Origin of the sequence: Pseudomonas sp. G11, from assembly GCF_029457515.1 — a bacterium.
GTDB classification, from domain to species: domain Bacteria; phylum Pseudomonadota; class Gammaproteobacteria; order Pseudomonadales; family Pseudomonadaceae; genus Aquipseudomonas; species Aquipseudomonas gorinensis.
The window spans coordinates 5,319,998-5,344,151 of sequence record NZ_CP120377.1 but is presented as its reverse complement, the minus strand read 5'-3'; the positions used below and the strand labels follow the sequence as shown (position 1 = coordinate 5,344,151).

Annotated in this window: 18 protein-coding genes and 4 pseudogenes; 13 read left to right on the top strand and 9 right to left on the bottom strand. The window is 54.3% G+C overall.

Features of this window, described 5'->3' with window-relative positions; genetic code table 11:
• Positions 1–23: 23 nt before the first annotated feature.
• From nosZ to P2T68_RS24365, 5 genes are read left to right on the top strand one after another with little or no spacing between them, the layout of a single operon-like run.
• Positions 24–1,961: a TAT-dependent nitrous-oxide reductase gene (nosZ, locus tag P2T68_RS24385; RefSeq protein ID WP_013692874.1), complete on the top strand. Its 1,938-nt coding sequence runs from the start codon at positions 24–26 to the stop codon at positions 1,959–1,961.
• Positions 1,962–2,017: 56 nt separating this feature from the next.
• Positions 2,018–3,289: a nitrous oxide reductase family maturation protein NosD gene (locus P2T68_RS24380; RefSeq protein WP_102617442.1), complete on the top strand. Its 1,272-nt coding sequence runs from the start codon at positions 2,018–2,020 to the stop codon at positions 3,287–3,289.
• Entirely contained in the window at positions 3,286–4,209 is a 924-nt protein-coding gene (locus P2T68_RS24375; protein ID WP_014338849.1) for an ABC transporter ATP-binding protein, read from the top strand. The genes P2T68_RS24380 and P2T68_RS24375 overlap by 4 nt, the downstream gene beginning before the upstream one ends.
• Positions 4,206–5,036 (top strand): ABC transporter permease subunit, encoded by an 831-nt coding sequence (locus P2T68_RS24370; protein WP_014338850.1) that lies wholly within the window; start codon positions 4,206–4,208, stop codon positions 5,034–5,036. Before P2T68_RS24375 ends, P2T68_RS24370 begins: the two co-directional genes overlap by 4 nt.
• Before the next feature lie 24 nt (positions 5,037–5,060).
• The gene (locus P2T68_RS24365; protein ID WP_277378418.1) at positions 5,061–5,570 is read left to right on the top strand and encodes a nitrous oxide reductase accessory protein NosL; all 510 of its coding nucleotides are present in this window, start codon (positions 5,061–5,063) and stop codon (positions 5,568–5,570) included.
• Between the two features lie 122 nt (positions 5,571–5,692).
• Here the strand turns inward: P2T68_RS24365 and P2T68_RS24360 are convergent, their stop codons facing one another.
• Positions 5,693–6,007 (bottom strand): c-type cytochrome, encoded by a 315-nt coding sequence (locus P2T68_RS24360; RefSeq protein WP_041475993.1) that lies wholly within the window; start codon positions 6,005–6,007, stop codon positions 5,693–5,695.
• 739 nt (positions 6,008–6,746) lie between these two features.
• On the opposite strand from P2T68_RS24360, the pseudogene P2T68_RS24355 reads away from it, so the two are divergent.
• The 3 genes and pseudogenes from P2T68_RS24355 to P2T68_RS24345 all read left to right on the top strand — a co-directional run.
• Positions 6,747–7,058: pseudogene (locus P2T68_RS24355) on the top strand (hypothetical protein); the annotation flags it as partial.
• A 37-nt stretch (positions 7,059–7,095) separates the two neighbouring features.
• Positions 7,096–7,416 (top strand): hypothetical protein, encoded by a 321-nt coding sequence (locus P2T68_RS24350; RefSeq protein ID WP_277378417.1) that lies wholly within the window; start codon positions 7,096–7,098, stop codon positions 7,414–7,416.
• Between the two features lie 6 nt (positions 7,417–7,422).
• A complete protein-coding gene (locus tag P2T68_RS24345; RefSeq protein WP_033902000.1) occupies positions 7,423–8,400 on the top strand; it encodes an IS5 family transposase in 978 nt (325 codons plus the stop codon).
• Between the two features lie 435 nt (positions 8,401–8,835).
• Here P2T68_RS24345 and P2T68_RS24340 read toward each other — a convergent pair whose 3' ends face one another.
• The 6 genes and pseudogenes from P2T68_RS24340 to P2T68_RS24315 all read right to left on the bottom strand — a co-directional run.
• Positions 8,836–10,854 (bottom strand): VWA domain-containing protein, encoded by a 2,019-nt coding sequence (locus P2T68_RS24340; RefSeq protein WP_102617429.1) that lies wholly within the window; start codon positions 10,852–10,854, stop codon positions 8,836–8,838.
• Positions 10,855–11,670, bottom strand: a complete 816-nt coding sequence (locus tag P2T68_RS24335) for a CbbQ/NirQ/NorQ/GpvN family protein (RefSeq protein WP_094989999.1) — start codon at positions 11,668–11,670, stop codon at positions 10,855–10,857. It lies immediately after the preceding gene.
• Positions 11,671–11,684: 14 nt separating this feature from the next.
• On the bottom strand, positions 11,685–13,052 hold the full coding sequence (locus P2T68_RS24330; RefSeq protein ID WP_102617428.1) for a cbb3-type cytochrome c oxidase subunit I: 1,368 nt from the start codon (positions 13,050–13,052) through the stop codon (positions 11,685–11,687).
• A 15-nt stretch (positions 13,053–13,067) separates the two neighbouring features.
• Positions 13,068–13,925 carry a cytochrome c gene (locus tag P2T68_RS24325; RefSeq protein ID WP_025214367.1) on the bottom strand — a complete coding sequence of 286 codons (858 nt, stop codon included), beginning with the start codon at positions 13,923–13,925 and terminating at the stop codon, positions 13,068–13,070.
• A 669-nt stretch (positions 13,926–14,594) separates the two neighbouring features.
• Positions 14,595–14,945, bottom strand: coding sequence for a hypothetical protein (locus tag P2T68_RS24320; RefSeq protein ID WP_034114485.1), 351 nt, complete (start codon positions 14,943–14,945; stop codon positions 14,595–14,597).
• Between the two features lie 366 nt (positions 14,946–15,311).
• Positions 15,312–15,461, bottom strand: a pseudogene (locus P2T68_RS24315) (DUF488 family protein); the annotation flags it as partial.
• Positions 15,462–15,935: 474 nt separating this feature from the next.
• Between P2T68_RS24315 and P2T68_RS24310 the strand changes: the two are divergent.
• Positions 15,936–16,384 (top strand): annotated as a pseudogene (locus P2T68_RS24310) (regulatory protein NosR); the annotation flags it as partial.
• A 377-nt stretch (positions 16,385–16,761) separates the two neighbouring features.
• Here the strand turns inward: P2T68_RS24310 and P2T68_RS24305 are convergent.
• Positions 16,762–17,109 carry a hypothetical protein gene (locus tag P2T68_RS24305; protein ID WP_034114482.1) on the bottom strand — a complete coding sequence of 116 codons (348 nt, stop codon included), beginning with the start codon at positions 17,107–17,109 and terminating at the stop codon, positions 16,762–16,764.
• Positions 17,110–17,307: 198 nt separating this feature from the next.
• Between P2T68_RS24305 and P2T68_RS24300 the strand changes: the two genes are divergently transcribed.
• The gene (locus tag P2T68_RS24300) at positions 17,308–18,510 is read left to right on the top strand and encodes a cytochrome P450 (protein WP_014338858.1); all 1,203 of its coding nucleotides are present in this window, start codon (positions 17,308–17,310) and stop codon (positions 18,508–18,510) included.
• 123 nt (positions 18,511–18,633) lie between these two features.
• Here P2T68_RS24300 and norR read toward each other — a convergent pair whose 3' ends face one another.
• Positions 18,634–20,157 carry a nitric oxide reductase transcriptional regulator NorR gene (gene norR, locus P2T68_RS24295; protein WP_102617426.1) on the bottom strand — a complete coding sequence of 508 codons (1,524 nt, stop codon included), beginning with the start codon at positions 20,155–20,157 and terminating at the stop codon, positions 18,634–18,636.
• Between the two features lie 156 nt (positions 20,158–20,313).
• Between norR and norV the strand changes: the two genes are divergently transcribed.
• From norV to P2T68_RS24280, 3 genes and pseudogenes are all read left to right on the top strand, one after another.
• Positions 20,314–21,756, top strand: coding sequence for an anaerobic nitric oxide reductase flavorubredoxin (gene norV / locus P2T68_RS24290; protein WP_095021390.1), 1,443 nt, complete (start codon positions 20,314–20,316; stop codon positions 21,754–21,756).
• Positions 21,753–22,886, top strand: coding sequence for an NADH:flavorubredoxin reductase NorW (gene norW / locus P2T68_RS24285; RefSeq protein ID WP_025214355.1), 1,134 nt, complete (start codon positions 21,753–21,755; stop codon positions 22,884–22,886). The genes norV and norW overlap by 4 nt, the downstream gene beginning before the upstream one ends.
• Before the next feature lie 974 nt (positions 22,887–23,860).
• Positions 23,861–24,151: pseudogene (locus tag P2T68_RS24280) on the top strand (Arm DNA-binding domain-containing protein); the annotation flags it as partial.
• Positions 24,152–24,154 lie beyond the last annotated feature (3 nt).

Sequence of the window (24,154 nt, the reverse complement as noted above, 5' to 3'; positions counted from 1 at the left end):
CCGCATCCAATGGAGCAGCAACCATGACTGACAACAAAACGAATGCTGATCATGAACCTAAGGAGGCAACGCAGGAATTTAAATCGCCCGGCCTTAGCCGTCGCGGTTTTCTCGGTACCAGTGCGCTTGCCAGCGCTTCGCTAGCCGGTGCATCGGCACTTGGCAGCGTGGTCTTCACCCGCGAATCCTGGGCGGCTGCGGCTAAGGATGCGCAGTCGAAAATTCACGTGGCGCCGGGTGAACTGGACCAGTATTACGGTTTCTGGAGCGGCGGCCATCAGGGCGAAGTGCGGATCATGGGGGTTCCATCGATGCGCGAGTTGTTACGCATACCGGTATTCAACGTCGACTCTGCCACCGGTTGGGGGCTGACCAACGAAAGCAAGCGGATACTGGGTGATAGCGCAAGATTCATGAATGGCGATTGCCACCATCCACACTTGTCCATGACTGACGGTAAGTACGACGGCAAGTACCTGTTCATCAATGACAAGGCCAACTCCCGGATCGCGCGCATTCGCCTAGACATTATGAAGTGCGACAAGATGCTTACTGTGCCCAACGTACAGGCGATCCATGGCCTACGGCTGCAAAAGGTGCCCCATACTCAGTATGTGTTCGCCAACGCTGAGTTCGTTATTCCGCATCCCAACGACGGTAGCACCTTCGACTTGCAGGATAAGAACAGCTTCACAATGTTCAACGCTGTCGATGCCGAGAAAATGGAGATGGCCTTCCAGGTGATCGTCGACGGCAACCTGGACAACACCGACGCTGACTACACCGGCAAATACGCCGCCAGCACCTGCTACAACTCCGAGAAGGCCTACGACCTGGGCGGTATGATGCGCAACGAGCGCGACTGGGTGGTGGTGTTCAACATCCCTCGCATCGAAGCGGCGATCAAGGCCGGCAAGTTCATCACCCTGGACGGTTCTAAGGTCCCTGTGGTGGATGGGCGCAAAAGCGACGGCAAGGATTCTGAATTTACCCGCTATATCCCTGTGCCGAAAAATCCTCATGGGCTCAATACCTCGCCTGACGGCAAATATTTCATCGCCAACGGCAAGCTCTCGCCTACATGCACAATCATTGCAACTGCCAAGCTCGACGATTTATTTGATGACAAGCTCAAAGACCCACGGGACGTGGTAGTCGGTGAGCCTGAACTGGGACTGGGGCCGTTGCACACCACCTTCGACGGCCGCGGTAACGCCTATACCACCTTGTTTATCGATAGCCAGGTAGTGAAATGGAACATGGAAGAGGCGATCCGCGCCTACAAGGGAGAGAAGGTCAACTACATTAAGCAAAAACTCGACGTGCAGTACCAACCCGGACATAACCACGCGTCGCTGACCGAAACCCGTGAGGCCGACGGCCAGTGGCTGGTGGTACTCAGCAAGTTTTCCAAGGATCGCTTTCTGTCGACCGGTCCGCTGCACCCGGAAAACGACCAGTTGATCGATATTTCCGGTGACGAGATGAAGCTGGTGCACGACGGCCCGGCCTTCGCTGAACCACATGACTGCGTCATGGCCCGTCGAGATCAGATCAAGACTAAAAAGATCTGGGACCGCAACGATCCGTTTTTTGCAGAAACCGTGGCTATCGCTGCGAAGGACGGAATTAAACTGGAGACTGATAACAAGGTTGTCCGAGAGGGCACGAAAGTTCGTGTCTATATGACTTCTATGGCCCCTGCCTATGGAATGCAAGAATTTACCGTAAAACAAGGCGATGAGGTTACTGTGACGATAACTAATATCGATAAGATTGAGGATGTCTCTCACGGCTTTGTCATGACTAATCATGGTGTAAGTATGGAGATTAGCCCGCAACAAACATCGTCGATAACTTTCATTGCTGACAAGCCCGGTCTGCATTGGTACTACTGCAGTTGGTTCTGTCATGCACTGCACATGGAAATGGTTGGGCGTATGAAAGTCGAGCGAGTTTAACGGCCCCCCGCGCTGCCAAGAAGGAAAATGCAGTGTCTAGGCATCTCTTGTTCAAGATGCGATGGGCGTTAACTCTATTTTCATTGATGTTAACGTCCCTCGCATATTCGTCGCCTCGGCCCATCACTGAATTGTTAATGCATGCAGAGGGCGCCAACCGCTGGAGACTTCCTTTAGGAGAATACAAAGGCCAATTTACTATTGAGCAATCTATGCAGATAGTTTGTGATAAAGGTGCGGTCTTTGACGCTGAAGGTGCTGGGAACGCGCTTTTTATCAGTGCGCCCGATGTGCGCGTCGAAGGCTGTACTTTGCTTAACTGGGGGCGCGATATGACAGCGATGAACGCTGCGATTTTCATCGGCCCTCAAGCGACAGGCGCGATGATACGCAACAATACAATGAACGGGCCGGGATTTGGTATATGGGTGGATAGGGCGCATGACGTTAGCCTGATTGACAACGATATTGAAGGCGACCCGAGCATTCGCTCCCAAGACCGCGGCAATGGGATTCATCTGTATGCCGTGCACGGCGCCAAGGTTATCGGTAATCACGTGCGACAGACCCGGGACGGGATCTACATCGATACCTCGAATGGCAACCTGCTGCAGGGCAATACTTTGGAAGACCTGCGCTATGGCGTGCACTACATGTACGCCAACGACAACCAGTTGCTGGGCAATACCACCCGCCGCACACGCACCGGTTATGCCTTGATGCAGAGCCGCAAGCTGACGGTGATTGGCAATCGCTCCGAGCAGGACGAAGGCTATGGCATCCTCATGAACTACATCACCTATTCCGAGCTGCGCGACAACTTCGTCAGCGACGTGCGCAGTGGTTCCGCCGATGGCGGTATGGTCAGCGGTGCCGAAGGCAAGGCGCTGTTCATCTACAACTCGCTGTTCAATGTCATCGAACACAACCACTTCGAGCGCAGTGCCGTGGGCATTCACCTCACCGCAGGCTCCGAAGACAACCGTATCGCCGACAACGCCTTCGTCGACAACCAGCAGCAGGTCAAATACGTTGCCACCCGCTTGCAGGAGTGGTCGGCCGACGGTCACGGCAATTACTGGAGTGATTACCTGGGCTGGGATCGCAATAACGATGCGATTGGCGACGTGATCTATGAGCCCAATGACAATGTGGACCGCCTGCTCTGGTTGTACCCGCAGGTCCGTCTGCTGATGAATAGCCCGAGCATTCAACTGCTGCGCTGGGTGCAGCAAAGTTTCCCGGTGACCAAGTCGCCAGGGGTCAAGGACAGCTATCCGTTGATGAATCTTCCGACCATGCCCCAGACACAGCAGCCGAACTTATGAACGCAGTCGACATTGAAGGGGTTAGCCAGCGCTACGGCAGCATGACCGTGCTGCACGATCTGACCCTGAGTCTGGGCGAAGGCGAGGTGCTGGGCTTGTTTGGCCACAACGGTGCGGGCAAGACCACGGTGATGAAATTGATCCTTGGCCTGCTCAAGGCCAGCGCCGGCCAGGTGCACGTACTGGGCTGCCGACCCGCACAAGCCGACGTGCGTCGCCAACTCGGTTACCTGCCGGAAAACGTGACGTTCTACCCACAACTCAGTGGTCGCGAGACCCTGCGCTATTTCGCCCGCCTCAAGGGCGCCGCGTTGACACAAGTGGACGAGCTACTGGAGCAGGTCGGTCTTGCCGGCGCCGCAGACCGTCGGGTGAAAACCTACTCCAAAGGCATGCGCCAGCGTCTAGGGCTGGCCCAGGCGGTTCTCGGTGAACCTCGCCTGTTGCTGTTGGACGAACCCACGGTGGGTCTTGACCCTATCGCCACCCAAGAACTTTACCTGTTGATCGACCGTCTGCGCCAACAGGGCGCGAGCATCATCCTCTGTTCCCATGTGTTGGCAGGTGTCGAAGTGCATATCAACCGTGCGGCCATCCTGGCCAATGGCTGCTTACAGGCGATCGGGAGTCTGTCCAGACTGCGAGAAGACGCCGACTTGCCGGCGCGAATCCGGGCCAGTGGTCTTTGCCGACGCGAGCAATGGTTGCAGCGCTGGAATGCCGCCGGGCACACCGCCACAGCGGTGGGCGGCAACGGGATCGAGGTGATGGCCGTCAATGGCTACAAAGTTGATCTACTGCGCCAGTTGTTCCACGAGGATCAACCGCAGGACATCGAGATACTGCAACCGTCCCTTGAGGACCTTTACGGCTATTACATGAGCCATGCAAGCGCCGCCACTGAAGGCACTCATTCATGACGCAGATTTGGAATATCGCCGCCAAGGAGTTCAGCGACGGCCTGCGTAACCGCTGGCTGCTGGCAATCAGTCTGTTGTTCGCCGTTCTGGCGGTGGGGATCGCCTGGCTTGGCGCGGCGGCCTCCGGGCAAGTGGGCTTTACCTCGATTCCGGCAACCATTGCCAGCCTCGCCAGCCTGGCGACGTTCCTGATGCCATTGATTGCGCTGCTGCTGGCCTACGATGCCATTGTCGGGGAGGAGGAGGGTGGCACGCTGATGCTGCTGCTGACCTACCCGCTGGGTCGTGGCCAGATCCTGTTGGGCAAGTTTGTCGGTCATGGCCTGATTCTGGCCTTGGCCACCCTGATTGGATTTGGTTGCGCCGCAGTGGCCATCGCCTTGCTGGTCGATGACGTCGAGTTGGGGCTGCTGCTCTGGGCGTTCGGTCGCTTCATGGTGTCTTCCACGCTACTGGGTTGGGTCTTCGTGGCGCTGGCTTATGTCTTGAGCAGCAAGGCCAGCGAGAAATCCAGCGCCGCCGGGATGGCATTGGGCGTGTGGTTTCTCTTCGTATTGGTATTCGACCTGGCACTGTTGGCGTTGCTCGTGCTCAGCAAGGGCCGGTTCAACCCGGACCTCTTACCGTGGCTTCTGCTGCTCAACCCCACCGATATCTATCGCCTGATCAATCTCTCTGGTTTCGAGGGCAGCGGTAATGCCATCGGTCTCATGGCATTGAGCAGTGATTTACCGGTGTCGATTTCGGTGCTCTGGCTCTGCTTGTTGCTCTGGGTCGGCGCTTTGCTGTTGCTGGCTTATTGGATGTTTCGCCGTCGGCTGACTTGATTCATTACGCTCGAGGCTATTGCGATGAACACTCTGTACCTGATCGGAACCCGTGCCCTGGTCATCATTATCTGTTTGGGGTTGGCGGCTTGTAATGATCGCGCAGAAGAAAAGCAAACCTTTGCGCCGGTGGCTTTCCATCAGAGCGACGAGTGTCATGTCTGCGGCATGGTGATCGCCGACTTCCCGGGCCCCAAGGGTGAAGTCGTGGCAAAAGGTTCAGTCAAGAAGTTCTGTTCCACCGCAGAAATGCTTGGATGGTGGCTTCAGCCAGAGAATCACCTCACTGAGGCGAAACTGTATGTGCACGACATGGGTAAAAGTGCCTGGGAGAAACCCGACGACCATTACTTGATTGATGCCACCCAAGCCTACTACGTCGTCGGGACCCGGCTCAAAGGTTCCATGGGCGTGGTCCTTGCGTCATTTTCCGAGGAGGCCGCCGCGCGCAAGCTGGCCAGCGAGCAGGGCGGCAGAGTATTGCGATTTGAAGACATCGATTTAACGCTTTTACAGCAAACGCCTGCGCTGTAACTGAGCCGCTTCCCTGAGTAGGGCTGTCTGAGGAACTTACCGAACCGACTCGCAGAAGAGAGCTGGACCCACTTCTGCGATTTTATTGGCGGTCGGATTGCGGTACCTTGCTTTAGCAAAAATTATTTGAGCGTCAAGATCCAGTCCGCCAACGTTTTCGCTTCTTCGTCTGTTACTTGGTTGGCCGGCATTGGCGCGGCGCCCCATTTTCCGGAGCTACCTTCCTTGATGCTTTTTACCAGGGTGGCCGAGGCATCAGCTTGTCCGGCATATTTAGCTGCGATCTCCTTATAACTAGGCCCGACTAGTCTCGCTTCGATCATGTGGCAGCCTACGCAGGGTTTGCTCTTGAACAGTGCTTCACCATCAACGGCTTGGGCTGGTTGAAGGTTCAGCAAAGTGCCGAAGATAAAAAGATGCATAAGTTTTTTCTTCATTTTTTATTTCCTCATCTGGGTGTGCTTTGCTAGTACCGCTTGTCAGTAATCTGTTCCGTTTTTTATCAATCAATACAGCATTCGCGCCGGTAAGCTTCGGATGCAGTGGAAAGTGTAGTTGAGGTTCCGAGATTTTCAAAAACTTCTGTCGGGATTTTCTGAGATATCGACTGCGGCATTCACTGAAGTATTTATGGTGTGATCGCTGCAATTGGTCGTTCAGATATGTGACATTTTAGCGAAACTCGATGTTCGGTACGATTTGTTAGTATTGTAAATGCCGCCCAAATTCACCATCCAGGATCTGGGCTTTTTCAGAAAAATATGCTTATAATTCAGTGGCTTGGATGCTAGCGTAACTCGAATTTCGCTTCGAATTTTGCGCTGAAAGTTCGGAGTTGTTCAAAAGGTTGTAATCAATGGCGTATGGTATAAATTCCAATTTTGCAGCTGTTTTTTATTTAAGGAGCTAAAATCCAGGCGAGCGCAGGGTGTTGAATTCAATGGCTGGTGTAATGACAGGAGTGATCAATTGCTGATAGGAGTTCTCCCATTGAACCCAACTGTTTTTTTTTTTTCACGCCATCTGAATTAACTGAAGGAGAAATGCATGGCGGTGGTATACGCTAGGCTCAATTAGCCGAGATGATCTATTGTTATTTTTCGAAGCCGATCTGGTGATTGCCACGCTGGTTTTCCTGGGTGCTGGATGGCGGACCGACTATCATGGTCGAAGACGGCAGGGGCCGCCATACGCCACGCCAGCACCTTACTGATGCGCGAAGCCAGCAGGAATAGTCTGCTATTGTTGATTTCCGATGGCAAACCTATGATATCGATCGATATGAGGGTCGTTATGGTGTAGAAGACATGCGCCAGGCAGTCACCGAAGCTGATTTGCAAGGCATCTATTCCTTCTGTTTGACTATCGACAGGCAAGCAGCAAACTATCCGCCTGCGGTATTTGGCGCGTCAATACGCCTTATTGCCCAGACCCGAGTTGTTGCCCGGCGTGTTGCTGAAGTGGATCAAAAGGCTGGTGATGGCTTGAGCTTCCACAATTCGCCTTCTCTTTGGAGAATCCTTTTATGCCTAGAGACAAGACCCCATCGTCGGTTGTTGCACAACAACTTCAGATGACGCTTTCGAGATGGGACGCTGAAGACACATCAAAAGCTTTTCCCACCCAAGGCACTCATGAGCTTCCCGAATTATCAAATACCGAGTTGGTTCACCTTCGTGTTCGTGTGATTGCTCTGGAAAATCTGGTTATCGCGTTGCTCGCCCAAGGGACGGATCAACAGCTTACGGTCGCCCGGGAAATGGCTGGCTACATTAGGCCTAGGGAAACTCTGAAAAAGACTTCCAAATCTGGTGAGATACGGCTGTCCCACGAACTGAACGGTTGAGCCCCGATGAAGCAAATGTCTTTCGCTGATGCCGAGTACGCAGGCAAACGTAAGCAGACCCGCCGTGAGCGTTTCCTGATTGAGATGGATCAGGTCGTGCCCTGGAAAGGCCTGATTGCGTTGATCGAGCCGCATTATCCGAAGGGTGAAGGCGGTCGTCCGGCGTATCCGTTGATGGCCATGCTGCGGGTTCATCTGATGCAAAACTGGTTCGGCTACAGCGATCCGGCGATGGAAGAGTCCCTCTACGAAACCACGATTCTGCGCCAGTTTGCCGGGCTGCATTTGGATCGGATTCCGGATGAAACCACGATCCTCAACTTCCGCCGGCTGTTGGAAAAACATGAGCTGGCCGGTGGGATTTTGCAGGTCATCAACGGCTATTTGGGCGACCGAGGTTTGCTGCTGCGTCAGGGAACTGTGGTCGATGCGACGATCATTCATGCGCCCAGTTCGACCAAGAACAAGGACGGTAAACGCGACCCCGAAATGCACCAGACAAAGAAAGGAAATCAGTACTATTTCGGGATGAAATCGCACATCGGTGTCGATGTTGAATCCGGTCTGGTACATAGCGTGGTGGGCACGGCGGCGAATGTGGCGGACGTGACTCAGGTCGATCAGTTGCTGCATGGCGAGGAAACTTACGTCTCTGGCGATGCCGGTTACACCGGCGTGGAGAAGCGTGCGGAGCATCAACATCGCCAGATGATCTGGTCGATCGCAGCGCGCCCCAGCAGCTATAAGAAGCATGCAAAAAAGAGCCTGATCGGTCGCATGCGCCGCAAAATCGAATACGCGAAAGCTCAAGTCCGGGCCAAGGTTGAGCATCCATTCAGGGTGATCAAGCGCCAGTTTGGTTATACGAAAGTCCGCTTCCGAGGCTTGGTGAAAAACACCGCGCAGCAGACCACACTGTTTGCCTTATCGAACCTGTGGATGATGCGAAAACGACTGTTGAATGCAGGCGAGGTGCGCCTGTGATGTGGACAATGAGCCCTGAAAAGGTGCTATTCCGCAAAAAACAGTGAACTGACAGGAGGAAAGGTCTGATTTTCGATTAAGTCGGTGTTTTTTGAACCTCAGACAGCGAGGCCGTTAAAAACGGCTGCTTACTTCAGACCTTCCCTAGACCGGGTTTTACCCAGCACCCTTTGACGATTCATGCCGCATCCCAAATGGTCAACAGCGTCGACCGTGCAGTGAGATTTCGAAAGCTGTCGGAAATATGAGCACTGAGCGGCCTGGCCTGCGCGACAAAGCTTGCCCTGCATTCAAAGATTAGGTTTAGAAGTTATTGTGTGCGTCACCAATGGAATCAGGAAAGGCGCAGTCATGAAGTCATCTCCCCACTGACGGGAAACTCAGTCATGAGCCGAAAACCGCCTGCCATGAAAAACCTTGGCGGGCGTCTCTCGTTCACGCTGATACCAGTCGTTTGATCCAGTCCAGCAGCACCCTGGGTAGCAACTCGGGTCTGTGCAACAAGGCATATTGCCGCGAGCCGAATACCGCTGGCAGGTAGTTCGCCGCCTGGCGATCGATAGTCAAACAGAAGGGATAGATGCCTTGGAGCTTGGCTTCGGTTACGGCCTGACGCATGTCTTCGACGCCGTAGCGGCCTTCATACTGGTCAACATCGTTGGGCTTGCCATCGGAGATCAGCAATAAGAGACGGTGCGTGGCAGCTTCGCGCATCAGCAACGTGCTGGCGTGGCGCAGGGCGGCGCCGGCCCGGGTGTAGCGTTCCGGTTCGAGAGCCGCGATGCGCCGACCGACTTCAAGGCTGTAACGCTCATCGAAGGTTTTCAGAGTTCGGATCGTGACCCGCTGCGGCCCTTCGCCGGAAAACGCCATCACACTATAGGGCTCGCCCAGGCTCTCTAGCGCCAGGCAGACCAGCAGCAACGCTTCGCGCTCGACATCAATGACCCGACGATGGCAGGACAGCCAGCTGTCGGTGGAGCCGCTGACGTCGATCAGCAACATGATCGCCATGTTGCGACGGCCACGACGCTGGGTCAGATACACCGCTTGCGGCATGCTCAGGCCAGCGCGGGCCTCGGCGCAAGCGTCGATATACGCTTCCAGATCGATTTCGTCGCCGTCCCATTGTTTGCGTAGCCTGACGCGTTGGGCCCGCAGACTTTCGAATTGCCGACGGATGGCATCCAGCACCGGACGATGAGCATCAAGGGTTCGCTCAACCCATTGCTGCGGACCTTCCCGAACAGGACTCAGTTGCAGGGTCGCCCCCGGATCACGGTACACCTGGTGGTGATAATCCCACTCGGGATAGCTGATCGTGTGGGTTGCGAGGTCCTGTGCACGGTGCTGAAATCGGGTCCGTGGCGGGTCGAGGGACAGCAGCACTTCTTTCGGGCGACCTGCCGTCACCACCAGCCGGGCTTCGTTGAGTTCGGACAAAGACTCAGCGAAATCAGCCGCAGGGGTATCGGTATCCCGGTCGGTCGGGCGCTGCATGCCCATGGGGTCTTCGGCTTTTTCCAGCGGTTCGGCGGGTTGCACCATCCATAGGCCTTGTTCCTGATCGTCCTCATCGGCACAGGCCTCGCGCGCAGTGGGCTGACGTGTGAGGCGGGCACTGCGTGGCAGGGCATCGTCGGTGTCGATTTCACCGGGCGAGGGCGACACTTCCTCACCGGCCGACGGTTCGCGCAGGTCGCCGGTCCAGGCATCAAGGAGAAGCCTGTCTGCGCCGAGCCCGTGAGATTCTTCGCAGAGGAGGAGACGTTGCGCGAGTGCTTCTGACAGTTGCAGCGAATCGGCGGTGTGGGTGGGGGGCGCCAACTCTTCCAGAGGCGCGCCGCATTCACTGTTCAGCAGTAAACGCAGGAAGTTTTCCAGGGGGTGTCGCTGGCTGGGAAAGGCGTGAAGCGGTGGGCGGGTCGCCAGGGCATGCTGGCGCAAGTCATGGATCGAGGGCGCCAATCCCGGCAACAGGCGTATCAAATCCGCATCAGCCGCCCAAGCTTCGAGAAGTAGATAGACGCTGCGCTGCATCGGGTTGTCGAGGGCTGACAGGGCATTGGCGCTGCCTCGTTGGGCGCGCATCGCCTGTTGCAAGGCCAGGGCTCTATAGCACTCCAGGGTGAGCGGATTCTCGCTGCTTCCCAAATCCTGCGGTAGCCATATAGTCACGCCATCGGTCGCTGGGACGGCGCTTTGCTGACACGGCTTTTCGTGACGCACAAAAAGCTTCTTCAGCAGCGTAGGGGGCGAGGGCGGTTGCGCGACGCGCAGCGAATAGTGGGTGTTGAACACTGCCTTGATCAGCAAGTCGAGGTGTTGTGCGACATCCCCGAGGGTGACGATTTTTTCAGTTTCCGAGGGGGGGCGGTGACGACGCCACAACGCCTGTGCATACACCGTCGCGTGGCGTGCAACATCGGTAATGAGGTCCTCGGCTTCGGCCATTTAGATAAATGTCAGGTCGACGAGGTCGCGCATGGCAGCGACCAGTACCGCGTCGTCGGACAGCGGCGAGATCAATGCGACCCGACAGGCGATGGGCGCAGCAATGCCGCTGGTAATCAGTCGCGCAGTGGCAATCAACAGACGGGTACTGGGGACTTCCGCCAGGCCCCGGTCCTGCAGGGCGCGTAGTCGCTGGGCGAGGGTGACCAGCGCGTGGGCGATGGCGTAGTCGGTTCCACCTTCATGGATGACAATGGCGATTTCGCGCTCGGCCGGCGGGAAATCGAAATCCAGCGCCACAAAGCGCTGTCGAGTGCTCGGCTTCAAATCCTTGAGTATTCGTTGGTAGCCGGGGTTGTAGGACACCACCAATTGAAAGTGTGGCGAGGCTTCAACGATTTCGCCAATTTTGTCCAGGGGCAGAATGCGTCGGTGGTCGGTCAGCGGGTGCAGGACGACAATGGTGTCTTGCCGCGCTTCGACCACCTCATCCAAGTAACAGATAGCGCCTTCGCGCACCGCCCGGGTCAGCGGGCCTTCCGTCCAATGGGTACCTTGGTGACCGATCAGGAAACGCCCGACCAGGTCGCTGGCACTCAAGTCGTCATGGCAGGAAATAGTGATCAGCGGGCGCTTGAGACGCCAGGCCATGTGTTCGACAAAACGGGTCTTGCCACACCCGGTGGGTCCTTTGAGCATGACAGCCAGCTGCTGTGCATGGCATTGATCGAAGATCGCCACCTCGTCGCCGCTGGGCTGGTAATAGGGTTCAGCTTGCGGCGATGCGGGTTCTGCGGCCGACAGGTTCTGCTGCATTCGTGAACGATCAATCACAACGCTGCGCCCGACGCACGAGGCACCAGAACCGGATCGGATTCATCGACATTGAATTGCGGCGCATGGCGGAAAAAATCGAAGATAAACAGCCCGACACCCAGGCTGAACATCGACGCCGTCGCCACCAGCATCAGGAAATGCACCTGAATCTTCAACTGCACATCCAGATAGCCCATGCCAAGAATGCGTTCCAGGTACACCTGAGCAATGCCCGCAGTGGCAAATGACAGGGTCATGCCGAACATCCCTCCCAACTGCAGCCAAAATGCCCAATAACCGATACTGCTTTCTTCCACGGGACGACGGGTCATGCCTGGAAGTGCGTAGGTGATCATCGCCAGGACTATCATGGCATAGGCCCCATAGAAGGCCGCATGGCCGTGCATTGCGGTAATCAGGGTGCCATGGGTCCATTTGTTGACGTCGGGGAAGGTATGAGCCAGACCGAGGAGGCCAGCGCCAAACATGGTGAACAGGGCGCTGCCCATGGTCCAGTGCAAGGCCAGTTTATTGGGATGAGAGAGGCCGGAGCGGCGCATTGCGTTGTAAGCGTAGATCGCCATACCGACCAGCGCCATAGGCTCAAGTGCACTGAAGAAACCGCCCAATGGAAGCCAGTAATGGGGGACGCCGATCCAGTAATAATGGTGGGCGGTGCCAAGGATACCGGCAATGAACACCAGGCCGACAATCACGTACAGCCACTTCTCCATGACCTCGCGATCAGCACCGGACAGTCTGATCAGCAGATAGGCCAGAAAGCCGCCCTGGATCATTTCCCAGACACCTTCGACCCACAGGTGAATCGTCCACCAGCGGTAGTAGATCGATACCACGTAGTTTTCATAGTGCAGCAGCGCCGGCAGATAAAGCACGGCGGCACTGGCCAGCCCCAACAAAAGAACGCCTTCGGTGGCAGTGAAGCGCCCGGCTTTCTTGATGGTCATGCCGATGTTGTAGAGAAACATCAGCATGCAGATCACGATCACGATCTTGTGCGGCAGCGGTTGTTCGAGCAATTTGTTCCCGGTGCCATAACCGAACAGATAGCCCAGCACGGCGGTGACGCCCATGGCCGTCCACAACCCGAGCTGGATATACGCCAGTTTGGTGCTGTGCAACTCGCCACGGGACTCGTCCGGCACCATCCAGTAGGTTGCCCCCATGAACCCGGTCAGCACCCAGACGATCAACAGATTGGTGTGTATCGCCTTGGTGACATCAAAGGGCAACACGTCCAGCAGGGGATCCGGTCCGAGGTATTTAGCCGCCGAGAGCAAGCCGAATACCAGTTGCAGACCGAATAGCGCCATGGCGACGGCGAAGTACCAGTAAGCGACGGATTGAGATCTGTAACGCATGGTCATCCCCTTTGATTACTGGAACGACGCCAGATAGGCGACCAGTTGATCGATCTGTTCGGGCGTTAGCGATTTGGCGAAGGTGTCCGGCATGAAAGACATGCCATTGGCGGAATACATGTCGCCCGGATGCAGGTACGCGCTTGGCGTGACGATGGATTCGCGGATGAAGCCTTCGACGTCCTTGGCCTTGCCCTTGTAGTCAGGCGAGGCAATGACCTGTTTGGCCCGAGCAGCCAACCCGGCCAGTGTCGGTCCGGCGAGATTGACTCCCGGTGCAATCGAATGACAAGCGCTGCACACCGGTGTGGCCGTGGTTCGAAACAGCGCCTCGCCCAGGGCGATCGGGTCTTCCTTGTCGGACACCGGGCGTGCGGCGGGTGGCTGGTTGCCACCGGCGACATTCTGTTGCGCAACGGTGAGGTCCATGCCGGGAATCGACGTGCCGGTCACCAGGATCGGCCGCGGCGGCCAGCCTTGATTGTCGACCTTGCTCACCCAATCCATAAAGGCGATCAACGCCGCGATTTCTTCGTCGTTGAGTTTTAGGTTCGGCATCAACCGGCGATGACGTTGCTCGTCATAAAACTTTGAGGGGTCTTTGAGGAACGCGGTGAGATAGGGGGTGCCGCGCTGCTGGGTGATTTTCGTAAGGTCCGGAGCGTAATACGCGCCTTCACCAAACAACGTATGGCAATTGATGCAATTGTATTCATGCCATACATCCTTGCCGCGAGTGACTTCTGGCGTGATCTGTTGAGCGTTGGTCAATTTTGGAAACTGCCGGTGACTATCAACCGTCATGCCAAGAAACACAATGGCGGCGATGGCCGTCGATATCAGCGCGAACGAGCGTGTCTGGCGTTTGTTCATTGCGAACTCCCTAGACGCCGATACCCGTCCAATAGGTGATGCCGATAACGCTGGCATAAACGACCGCGCTGGCCATCAGCACGAGCACGGCATAGCTGACTATCTTCAAAGCTTTTTGCACGGCTGCATCCCGAGTAGAAAGTGCAGTTGGAAAGTTCTTGGAAAAGCGCTCTGCCGGTTGGGTATTATTAACGATACCAAGCGCTGCATATTTGAGTGTGGTGGTTCAAGTTGTGAGAATGAATGATCTTGAGGGTAGTAGGCTTTGCATGGCTGTCAAGAAATTCTATGAAATTTTAACAAGTCGTAGTGACGGATACATAGAAGAAATTGAAATAATCAGGTGAAGCAAATGATCAGCATATCTCTATTGAGGGCGGAGGCGCATGGCATTCAGTCATGGTCAACCGTAAGCTCGATGGCTTCATGATATTTTGAGATCGGTATTTCGTCTCTTTTCATGATCCGGGATTCAAATTTCCGATCTAGATAGAGTCGATCGAGTAATCAAGGGCGGCGCAGCTCGAAAAAGTCCGAACGGTGGGAATCCATTTAGGAATCTGATCAAACATCGAATCGTTAATGATAGATATCAAAAACGACTTAAAAAGGCCCACAAGCGGGCCTAAAAAGGGGGGGCTATTAGTCGCATGAAACTGTTCCGGCTTCTTACTCCTCAACTGCCACCAGTCGCGCACCTTTACGCGTGACCTGCTGCCCGACTTCAAATCTGGCATTGGGTGAGCGCACTGTACTAGTCTCACCTTGTGTGTTTTTTACTTGATAAGCGGTTTCAGATTTACCAATCCCTGTTTGCACCGCACTGCCTGCGAAAAAACCGCCAGCTGCGCCGACTAATGCACCAATCGGCCCCCCTACCGCGCCAACCATCATTCCGGTCAAGGCGCCGAAACCCTTGCCGGCAGTTGTGTCGGGGACTTCACGGATTATCTGGTCTGCCAGGCATAGCGGAGACAGTAGAGTACACAGGGTAAAACTGAGCGCGATTGAACGAGTCATGACATTGTCCCTTTGGGGTTTGCGTTAAGTTCAATACTCAATACACAAAACGGGCCAAGAATTTTATTCAACAATATCAATTAGTTAAGTATTTGAATGGTCATTACGACCTAGTCCGGAAAGGGTCATAATGACAAAACAATAGTCAATATGACTTCTCGACTGGTGGCTTATTCGGCGCCAGCTTACGGGACAGACGGTGAAGCGCCGCTAATAGACAATCCACCTCCTGAGAAGGTGCGACGCATCGGCGCGGGCAACAAGGGAGCAGCAGTAGAACTGCAATCATGGCGGCTACCGAGATTCCAGAGTTGTCGGGTGCCGAATCAGTCTGCCTTCAAAGCCGAGCTCTTGCCTTGGAAAAAGCTAGTAATCAAAGAGAGGGTAGTCCGCTACGATTCTGCGATGACAACGCCACCAGACGGCCTCCCACATAGGATCGCATCGCTGGTCCTGACTGAGTTCTTGCAAACGCAAAAAAGCCTGTTCAAATTCTTCGGACGATGCATGGTCGCCATAGTTATGAAAACGTTATCTGATCCAGAGTCCATTAGTGTGGGCGCGGTTCGGATATGTAAGTTGCTGCAACTTGAATATTGCCTCGGTCCAACAATACCAAAAGTGCTAACTATGACAATGAACATCGGGGGGTTGGCGCGGAAATTTCGGTCATGGTCAATAAATAATTTATTCAAATCTGTATTTTAGACGAAAGGCGATAAAATCAGGCATGAATACCTGTCAGGAGAGGTTTTCGTGCAATGACGAAAAATATATCGACCTGTTGGAAGATGACTATTTATCTACTGGATAATCTCTTAAATAAATATTGAACCACGGGTGCTGATAATTGGCTTGACCCGTTTATAGAATATGATTGCTATTTTCGTGAGTAAGGGGGAGTGTTGATCACATAATTCAGTTAAGAGCGATTGAGCATAACCGTTACTCGACGGGTGTTTTTTCAGAGGTCGATCGCTCAGCGAACCCATGCGTGCTTCCAAACTCCCAATGCCCGGTGTCCGGCGGCCATTTCACTATGGGCTGATTATTTTGTTGTGCTTGGTGTTCGATGGTTTTTTCGGATTACAGGCGAAGGACTATGGCGGGTTCGAGCAGCAGCGTGTAGAAACCATATTTCCCGGTAGCGATGGACTTTCCGAGCCTGACGGCGAGTTTAAGGTTCGCACCATGCGCACCGGCAAAGAGGTGCTCGGTTACGTGTTTCAGAGTCAGAACGTGGTAGATATTCCGGCTTACTCGGGCAACCGATCAACATGCAGGTCATCCTCGATACCCACGGCGTCATCCAGGATGCCTACGTGCTGGAGCACCATGAGCCGATTTTGCTGATCGGCATTCCCGTGGAAAAGCTTCATGCCTTCGATGCCAAATACAAAGGGGTCAAGGCCGACCGAAGGGTGGTCGTTGGCCGGTCCCGTGTGGTTAATTGCCGCCCGTGGATAATTAACTGATGCTTGCTAAGTGTGTCGTGTTCGCAACTCCCGGGGTTGAGCGCTGATTATTTATCTTCATGGCTCTTCCTTTAAGTTGTGTTGTGTAAGTCGCTAAAATATATTGAATTAAAATAGGGCGTGGAGGGTATGCTGGACGTCAGCAAAGCCCTGTGTACGCTCGGCACTATATCCGCGGTGATTGAATTAAAATAGCTTCTCGAAAGAAAGAAAACATCATTGAGGTATGGCTTTGCTGAAATGATTGATGTTCTGACGATGAGGAGCTCGGAGTCAATCGTATCACCACCCACCTGCCACCCTATTCCTCCCGTAGGATTGAGGGCCCTGGTCATTTGGGGTTAAAAAGGGAGCAGCAGGGGGTAGGCAATGGCATTAAGATGACCTAGGAAGAGAAAACCCGAAACCAATACCGCGTTGATCGACCACGCCACTGTGAGGAAACGAGCGATCTGACCCCAGATGGGGTCACGGACATTATCCGCATTGCGCCATACAGCATTGAGCATGCAAGCGGCGTAGGCCACGAAACCCAGCAGCATCAGACCAAACAGGGAGGGGGCAACCTTGTTGAAGGCGACCAGGATCAGGCCAAATAGTACATTGCTGAGCACTACGCCGTAGAGCCAGAACACCACCCACAACGCAGTGCTACCCTGCGAGTTTAACCTGTGCTGAAGCTTACTCATCACGTCTCCCTGGCCAGCTAGTGACCCGATTTTCCCTACAAGCCCGTGCAGACTTCACCCGGATGATGCCGACGTAATGGACGTCGTGCATGGTTTCAGTCTAGCGGGCTTTTCGGACATGTCCCGACCGAGTGCGGCTAGCTCGACTAACCTTGCTACCTTTTCCAGATTCACTTGGACGGGTTTATGGAGTAAACGATGGACGAGAAATCACTACCTGATTGGGATCCGAGGTCAGAAGCTGTGTTAAAGGATCAGACGACAGCCTACGACGACATGCGCCGCCGTTGCCCGGTCGCATACAGTCAATATGGCTATACGTCCTTGTTCAGGCATGAGGATGTGCTGCGCGTACTTAAGGATCATGAATCCTTCAGTAATGCGGTCTCGCGTTTTCCCTCTGTTCCCAATGGCATGGATCCGCCCGAGCATACGGTGTACCGGAACCTCATCGAGCCTTATTTCAGCCCGGAGCATATGGATGCTTTTGCCCCGGTGTGCCGGGATATAGCTGTTCGTTTGGTGCGGGCGTTACCGGATGAAGGCCCTTCGGAACTGATAGGGGAATTTGCTCAAATCTTTGCGTTGCGGATCCAGTGTGCCTGGCTGGGCTGGCCGGCTGATCTTCATGAACCGCTGCGCCTGTGGACACTGAAGAATCACGCGGCCACGCTGGCCAGAGACGACGCTGACCTGGCCGCCGTGGCCCTCGAGTTTGACGGTTATATCAAGGATTTGCTGGAGGTGCGCCGTACGGCCGGCGCTGCTGCGCCGAATGACATCACGACCATCTTGCTACGCGATCAGTCCTTGGGAAGGACTCTGACAGACGATGAAATCGTCAGCATTTTACGCAACTGGACGGTCGGCGAACTCGGAACCATTTCCGCTTCAGTCGGCATTCTCGCGCATTATTTGGCCATCAACTCCGAATGGCAGCAGCAATTACGCGAACAACCCGCTCTGCTACCTGCCGCCATCGATGAAATACTGCGTATTCATGCACCGCTGATTATGAACCGTCGGGTGACTACGAAACAGGTCATGCTGGGCGGGCGCACGCAGGCAAAGGGGGCGCGTATCGCCCTCAACTGGGCGTCGGCCAATCGGGACGAAGCGGTTTTTGGAGATCCCGATGAAATGCGCCTCGATCGCGATCCCGAGCTGAACCTGCTCTATGGTGCCGGCATTCATGTCTGCCCCGGTGCACCGCTTGCAAGACTGGAACTACGGATCGTGATGGAAGAGCTGCTGGGCCGCACCAGTCGGATTGCACTAGCGATGGATAAGGAACCAGTGAACGCGTTTTTCCCTGCTAGCGGGTTTTCTTCTCTACCCCTGCGGATTCAAAAACCGTCTTCCCAAGCTTTGGGAGCCTGCCTGCCCCCCGAGATCCCATGATCTCCAGACAGTCCTTTAATGCTGGATGGCTTGGCGGCGGGACCGACGGCCTTGACTGACTGCAATCGGCCAGTCGATCAATGCTTGGTTCTGGTTGAATTGAGCCCTGATCGGCCGTGAGTGTTATTTCAAACCAAGCCGCTTCGCCAGTCGGTGCAGGTTAGCTACGTCCATATCCAGCATTCGAGCACAGGCAGACCATTTCCTTGCGCAATTATTCAGCGTGTTATCAATCAGCTGACGCTGGAAGTCATCCGTCGCATCCCGCAGGCCCTGTTCAACGCCGAGGAAAGATACATCCAGAGCAACAGGCGGCGCTACCATCTGCTCGGGTACTTGATTGAAATGCTGTGCTTCAAGCAGCAGCTCGTCACTTTGCTGGGTCGCGCGAGCAATGATCGTCGCCCGATAAACAGCGTGCTCCAGTTCGCGAACGTTTCCTGGCCACGTGTACTGCTTGAGCAACGACAGACAGTTGGCAGCCAAAGCCACCCGTTTCAATCCCATGCGTTCCCGGCTCTGCTCGCAGAAAAAACCCGCTAGCAACGTGATGTCCTGATCACGCTCACGCAGTGGTGGTACATGCACAGGGAATACGCTTAAACGGTGGAACAGGTCTGCACGGAACCGATTGTTCAACACCTCCTGCTTCAGATCACGATTGGTCGCGGCAAGCACCCGTACGTTGACCCGCAAGACGTTATCGTCACCAACCCGTTGCAGGTCGCCGTATTGCAGTACCCGCAACAGTTTTGCTTGCAGATTCAATGACAGTTCACCGATTTCGTCGAGAAACAGTGTGCCGTTATCAGCCATTTCGAACTTGCCGGTGCGATGATGGATTGCACCGGTAAAAGCCCCTTTGACATGGCCGAACAACTCACTTTCAGCCACTGATTCCGGTAGCGCAGCGCAGTTCAGATAAACCACAGACTGACCGGCGCGCGATGAACCTTCATGTATGGCCTTGGCGACCAGTTCTTTGCCGACTCCGGTTTCTCCAGTGATCAAGACGTTCAGGTCGGAACCTGCCACCATTTCGATCTCTCTCTTCAACTGTCGCATGACTTCGCTGAGCCCGACCATTTCGGTGCCGGGTTTGCCCGCCGGGATATTGCTGATGGAGAGAGGCGTAATTGTCTGACTTTCCAGTTGCTCCACCAGCAATGCATTGGCCAAGGCAGCAGAAGCGAGGGCTCCCACAAGTCGCAGCTCTTCGTCGCTGAAGTGATCAAACTGTGCCGGGTCCATGCCATCGATCGTCAACGCACCAATCAGTGTCTGGTCCGCGAACAACGGCAATCCGATGCAGGCATGCACTTTGAGGTCCTGCCGGTTCGGTATCAGTCCGTCATAGGGATCAGGCAAATGACTCTCTGCCGGAAAGCGCACCACGTCACCGGCGCGAGCGATGGCTTCCAGTCGCGGATGTGCATCAAGGCTGAAGCGACGCCCCAGAACATCCGGTGCCAGGCCGTCAATCGCCAGCGGACGGAACTGTCGCTGTTCATAACGCAACAAGGCAGAAGCGTCGCAACCCAGCAATTGGCGCAAGGTATTGATTAGACGTTGAAAGCGATCCTGATGGGAAATGCCGCTTTGCAACTGAATAGCGATGCGCGCCAAGGATTCAACGGACAGACTCATGTTTTGTCACTTTGACAATGATTAGTCATAAAGACAGTAAACGGGTAATGTCATATTGACAATATTTTTTTATTTGTCGTTTAAAATCAATGTCTTATTATCTGGCACGAACATTGCCATCTTCGGTGTAGAAATCATTTTTTACCGAGGTAGGTTATGTCAATTCTCGTCAAGAACAACATCCATTGGGTCGGTCAGCGCGATTGGGAAGTGCGGGACTTTCATGGCACAGAATACAAATGCCACAAAGGTAGCAGTTACAACAGCTATCTGATCCGTGAAGAAAAGACCGTGCTGATTGATACGGTTGATCACAGGTTCAGCCGGGAGTTCATACAGAACCTGGCGATGGAAATCGACCTGAACACGCTGGACTATATCGTCATCAATCATGCCGAAGAGGACCATGCAGGGGCGCTGACAGAACTGATGTCGCTGATCCCGAATACGCCGATCTATTGCACCGCCAATGGCGTGGACTCGATCAACGGTCATCACCATCATCCAGAGTGGGATTTCCACGTCGTACATACCGGCGATACCCTAAATGTCGGCAATGGCAAACAGCTGGTTTTCGTGGAAACTCCGATGCTGCATTGGCCAGACAGCATGATGACGTACATAACCGGCGATGCCGTACTGTTCAGTAACGACGCCTTTGGCCAACATTACTGCGACGAACACCTGTTTAATGATGAAGTGGATCAAAACGAACTGTTCGATCAGTGCCAACGTTACTACGCCAATATCCTCACGCCATTCAGTCGTCTGGTCATTCCTAAGATTACCGAGATCCTCGGTTTCAATCTGCCGGTCGATATGATTGCCACCGCTCATGGCGTGGTGTGGCGTGATAATCCGACGCAGATTGTGCACCGCTATCTGGAATGGGCGGCGGACTATCAGGAGGACCGCATCACATTGTTCTACGACACCATGTCGAATAACACCCGCATGATGGCCGATGCCATCGCACAAGGCATTCACGAAGTTGATCCGGGTGTGGCGGTGAAGATTTTCAACGTCTCGCGCCACGACAAGAATGAGATTCTGACCAACGTGTTCCGCTCAAAAGGTGTTCTGGTGGGCTCGTCCACCATGAACAACGTCATGATGCCGAAAGTCGCCGCCCTGCTGGAGGAAATAACCGGGCTGCGTTTTCGTAACAAAAAGGCTTCGGCGTTTGGCAGTTACGGCTGGAATGGTGGGGCGGTAGACCGCATTCAGACACGCTTGATGGACGCTGGTTTTGAAACCACATTGACGCTCAAAGCCAAGTGGCGGCCAGACGGTGACTCGCTTGAGGTTTGCCGAGCTCATGGCCGTGAAATCGCTCGGCAATGGGCGCTGCAACCATCGACGCAAGCACAAGTCGCACGATCTGCCGCAGCCACAACTGCCCAGGCAGAACCAATCGCGGACAACGGCCCGCGCATGCAGTGCAGTGTCTGCCAATGGATTTACGACCCGGCGATCGGGGAACCAATGCAGGATGTGCAGGCCGATACGGCCTGGTGTGATGTGCCTGATTACTTCCTGTGCCCGGAATGTTCACTGGGTAAATCGGTATTCGATGAGCTTGCTTCGGAGGCGAAATGAACAAGGAAATCGTCATTGTGGGCTCCGGCTTCGCTGCTCGTCAGGTGGTCAAGAACTTGCGCAGGCTCGATGCAGCGGTGCCCATTCGGCTGATTGCTGCAGACAGTTGCGATGAGTACAACAAGCCCGACCTGAGTCACGTCATCAGTCTCAATCAGACAGCGGACGACATGACTCGTCAGTCTGCGGCGGAGTTTGCCGAGATGTATCGGTTAACCCTGAATGCTGGTTGCCAGCTGACTGCAATTGATCGTGAAAACAAGCGTGTCAGCGCCGGCAGTGAGGCGTTCAGCTACGACAAACTGATTCTTGCCACGGGTGCGCAAGCCATCGTTCCGCCAATTCCCGGACGGGAGTGGATGGTGACTTTGAATAGTCAGCAAGAATACCGTCATGCACAACACGCTCTGAGAGCGGCAGAGCGCGTACTGATTCTGGGAGCCGGCTTGATTGGCAGTGAACTGGCAATGGATGTCAATCGTGCCGGAAAGCAAGTGGTACTGATGGATAAGTCCTGCAGCCTGCTGGCATCGTTGCTGCCTGTTGAGGTGAGTAGCCGCTTGCAGCATCGGTTATGCCAGATGGGGGTGGAAATGGTGTTCAACCAGGCTTTGGAATCCATTGAAAAGAGAGACGATAGCCTGTTGGCGACTTTGTCCAATGGCCGGCAAATCACCACCGATGTGATCATTGCCTCAATCGGATTGAAACCTGATACGACGTTAGCGGCGCAGGCTGGCCTACGGGTTGATCGTGGCATTGAAGTTGATGAACGCATGTGCACCTCTGACCCACACATATTTGCCGTTGGCGATTGCGCGCAAATCCAGGGCAAGCTGCTGCCGTTTCTACAACCCATTCAGTTAAGCGCCATGACCCTGGCGAGTAATGTGCTGGGTGGCGATGAGCAAGTGAAGTTCCCGGCGATGCTGGTGAAGATCAAGACCCCGGAAATGCCGCTGCACCTGGCCGGAGAAACCAACCGGAAGGACTTGCAATGGCAGATCAACCTTGAGGCACAGGGGCTGGTAGCCAAAGGGCTGGACATGGCAGGGCAGCTGCGGGCGTTTGTCGTCAGTGAAGACCAAATGAAGCAGGCCTTTACATTACTACGGCAACTCTCGTTGTAAATAAAATTGGCAGGGCTCACCCGGATCGACCAATCGCGCTGAGTGTTTTGTTCTTCCTAGACTTATTATCGACGTCAAGTCTGCAATCGCCAGATCGGCTTTGAGTAATTGACGTTAGACCGTCTTGCCGAACAAAAGCCGGACTTGTGTGATCGCGACTTGTATATCATGCAACCGGCCTTGACCTGCGTTGGCATGGTTTACTATCAAGAGTTCCCGAGCAAAATGCAGCTGTACCGCTTGATGTGGGCCTCGTCAGCCTTCGAAAACAGGAGAGCACAGTTCTAGGCCTAGGCTAGGCCGAACGGGTTGCGTTTCGTGCCGGGGGTGGCAGAAGGCGCGGATGGAGCAGCAGGTTCTTGTTTGGTTCGGTGGGTTCCGAGTTTCATCATCACCCTAGCCGCTCAATTCCTCAATCGTTGAGCCAGCGCAGCGCCATAAAGTTCTGTGTACTCATCGAACACGAGCCGCGCCCACTGGTTTTGGGAATGTATTGAGGTTGGGCGCGGTCAGGCGTTGCATCATGTTATTTACCGTTCTGGTAGGCTCACCGTTCGTAACGGCGGCGCGCGTTCGTCCAATTGGCTACGGATGTAATCCAGTAGCGCAGCTTGGAATAAACCCCTTTTTGACCGTTGAAGTACTTTAAAAACAAGTCCAAAATTAAGTCTTTTCCTGCTCCGGCAAGAAAAGAAACCCCTTATATTTCAATGGGTCGGACGCCAGATACGAGTCTCGTTTCCCGCTCCAATTATTTTGCTATAGACTTCCATTGAAGTATGTAGAGATCAAAAAAAGAGGCTTAGGTCTCTTTTTTAGTTCCAGTAAAGTCTATTCTGTTACATTGGCATCCGCGATTTTTTAGTACATTTTTTAGTACATCAATTCGACGCTTGGTAAATCAGTTTTTAGAGCTGCTTGGCACTCTGATGGCTGTACAACACTCCTTCATTCATATGAGTGGAGTTAGTACAATGGTTCTTACCGATACGGCGGTCCGGCACGCCAAACCTAGCGCAAAAAACTACACCCTTTCTGACTTTGACGGCCTTGCGCTTTTCGTGAATACGAAGGGCACCAAGAGCTGGCACTTCCGTTTTTCTTGGGCGGGCAAACAGCCTCGTATTTCGCTCGGTACTTATCCTGAAATAGGTCTACGCGATGCTCGCGTTCTGCGTGATATCGCCAGGGCGCTGATCGCGAAGGGTATCGATCCCCGCGATCAGCGACGCCTTGAGCGCAATGCCAAGCTGTTGACCTGCAAAGCG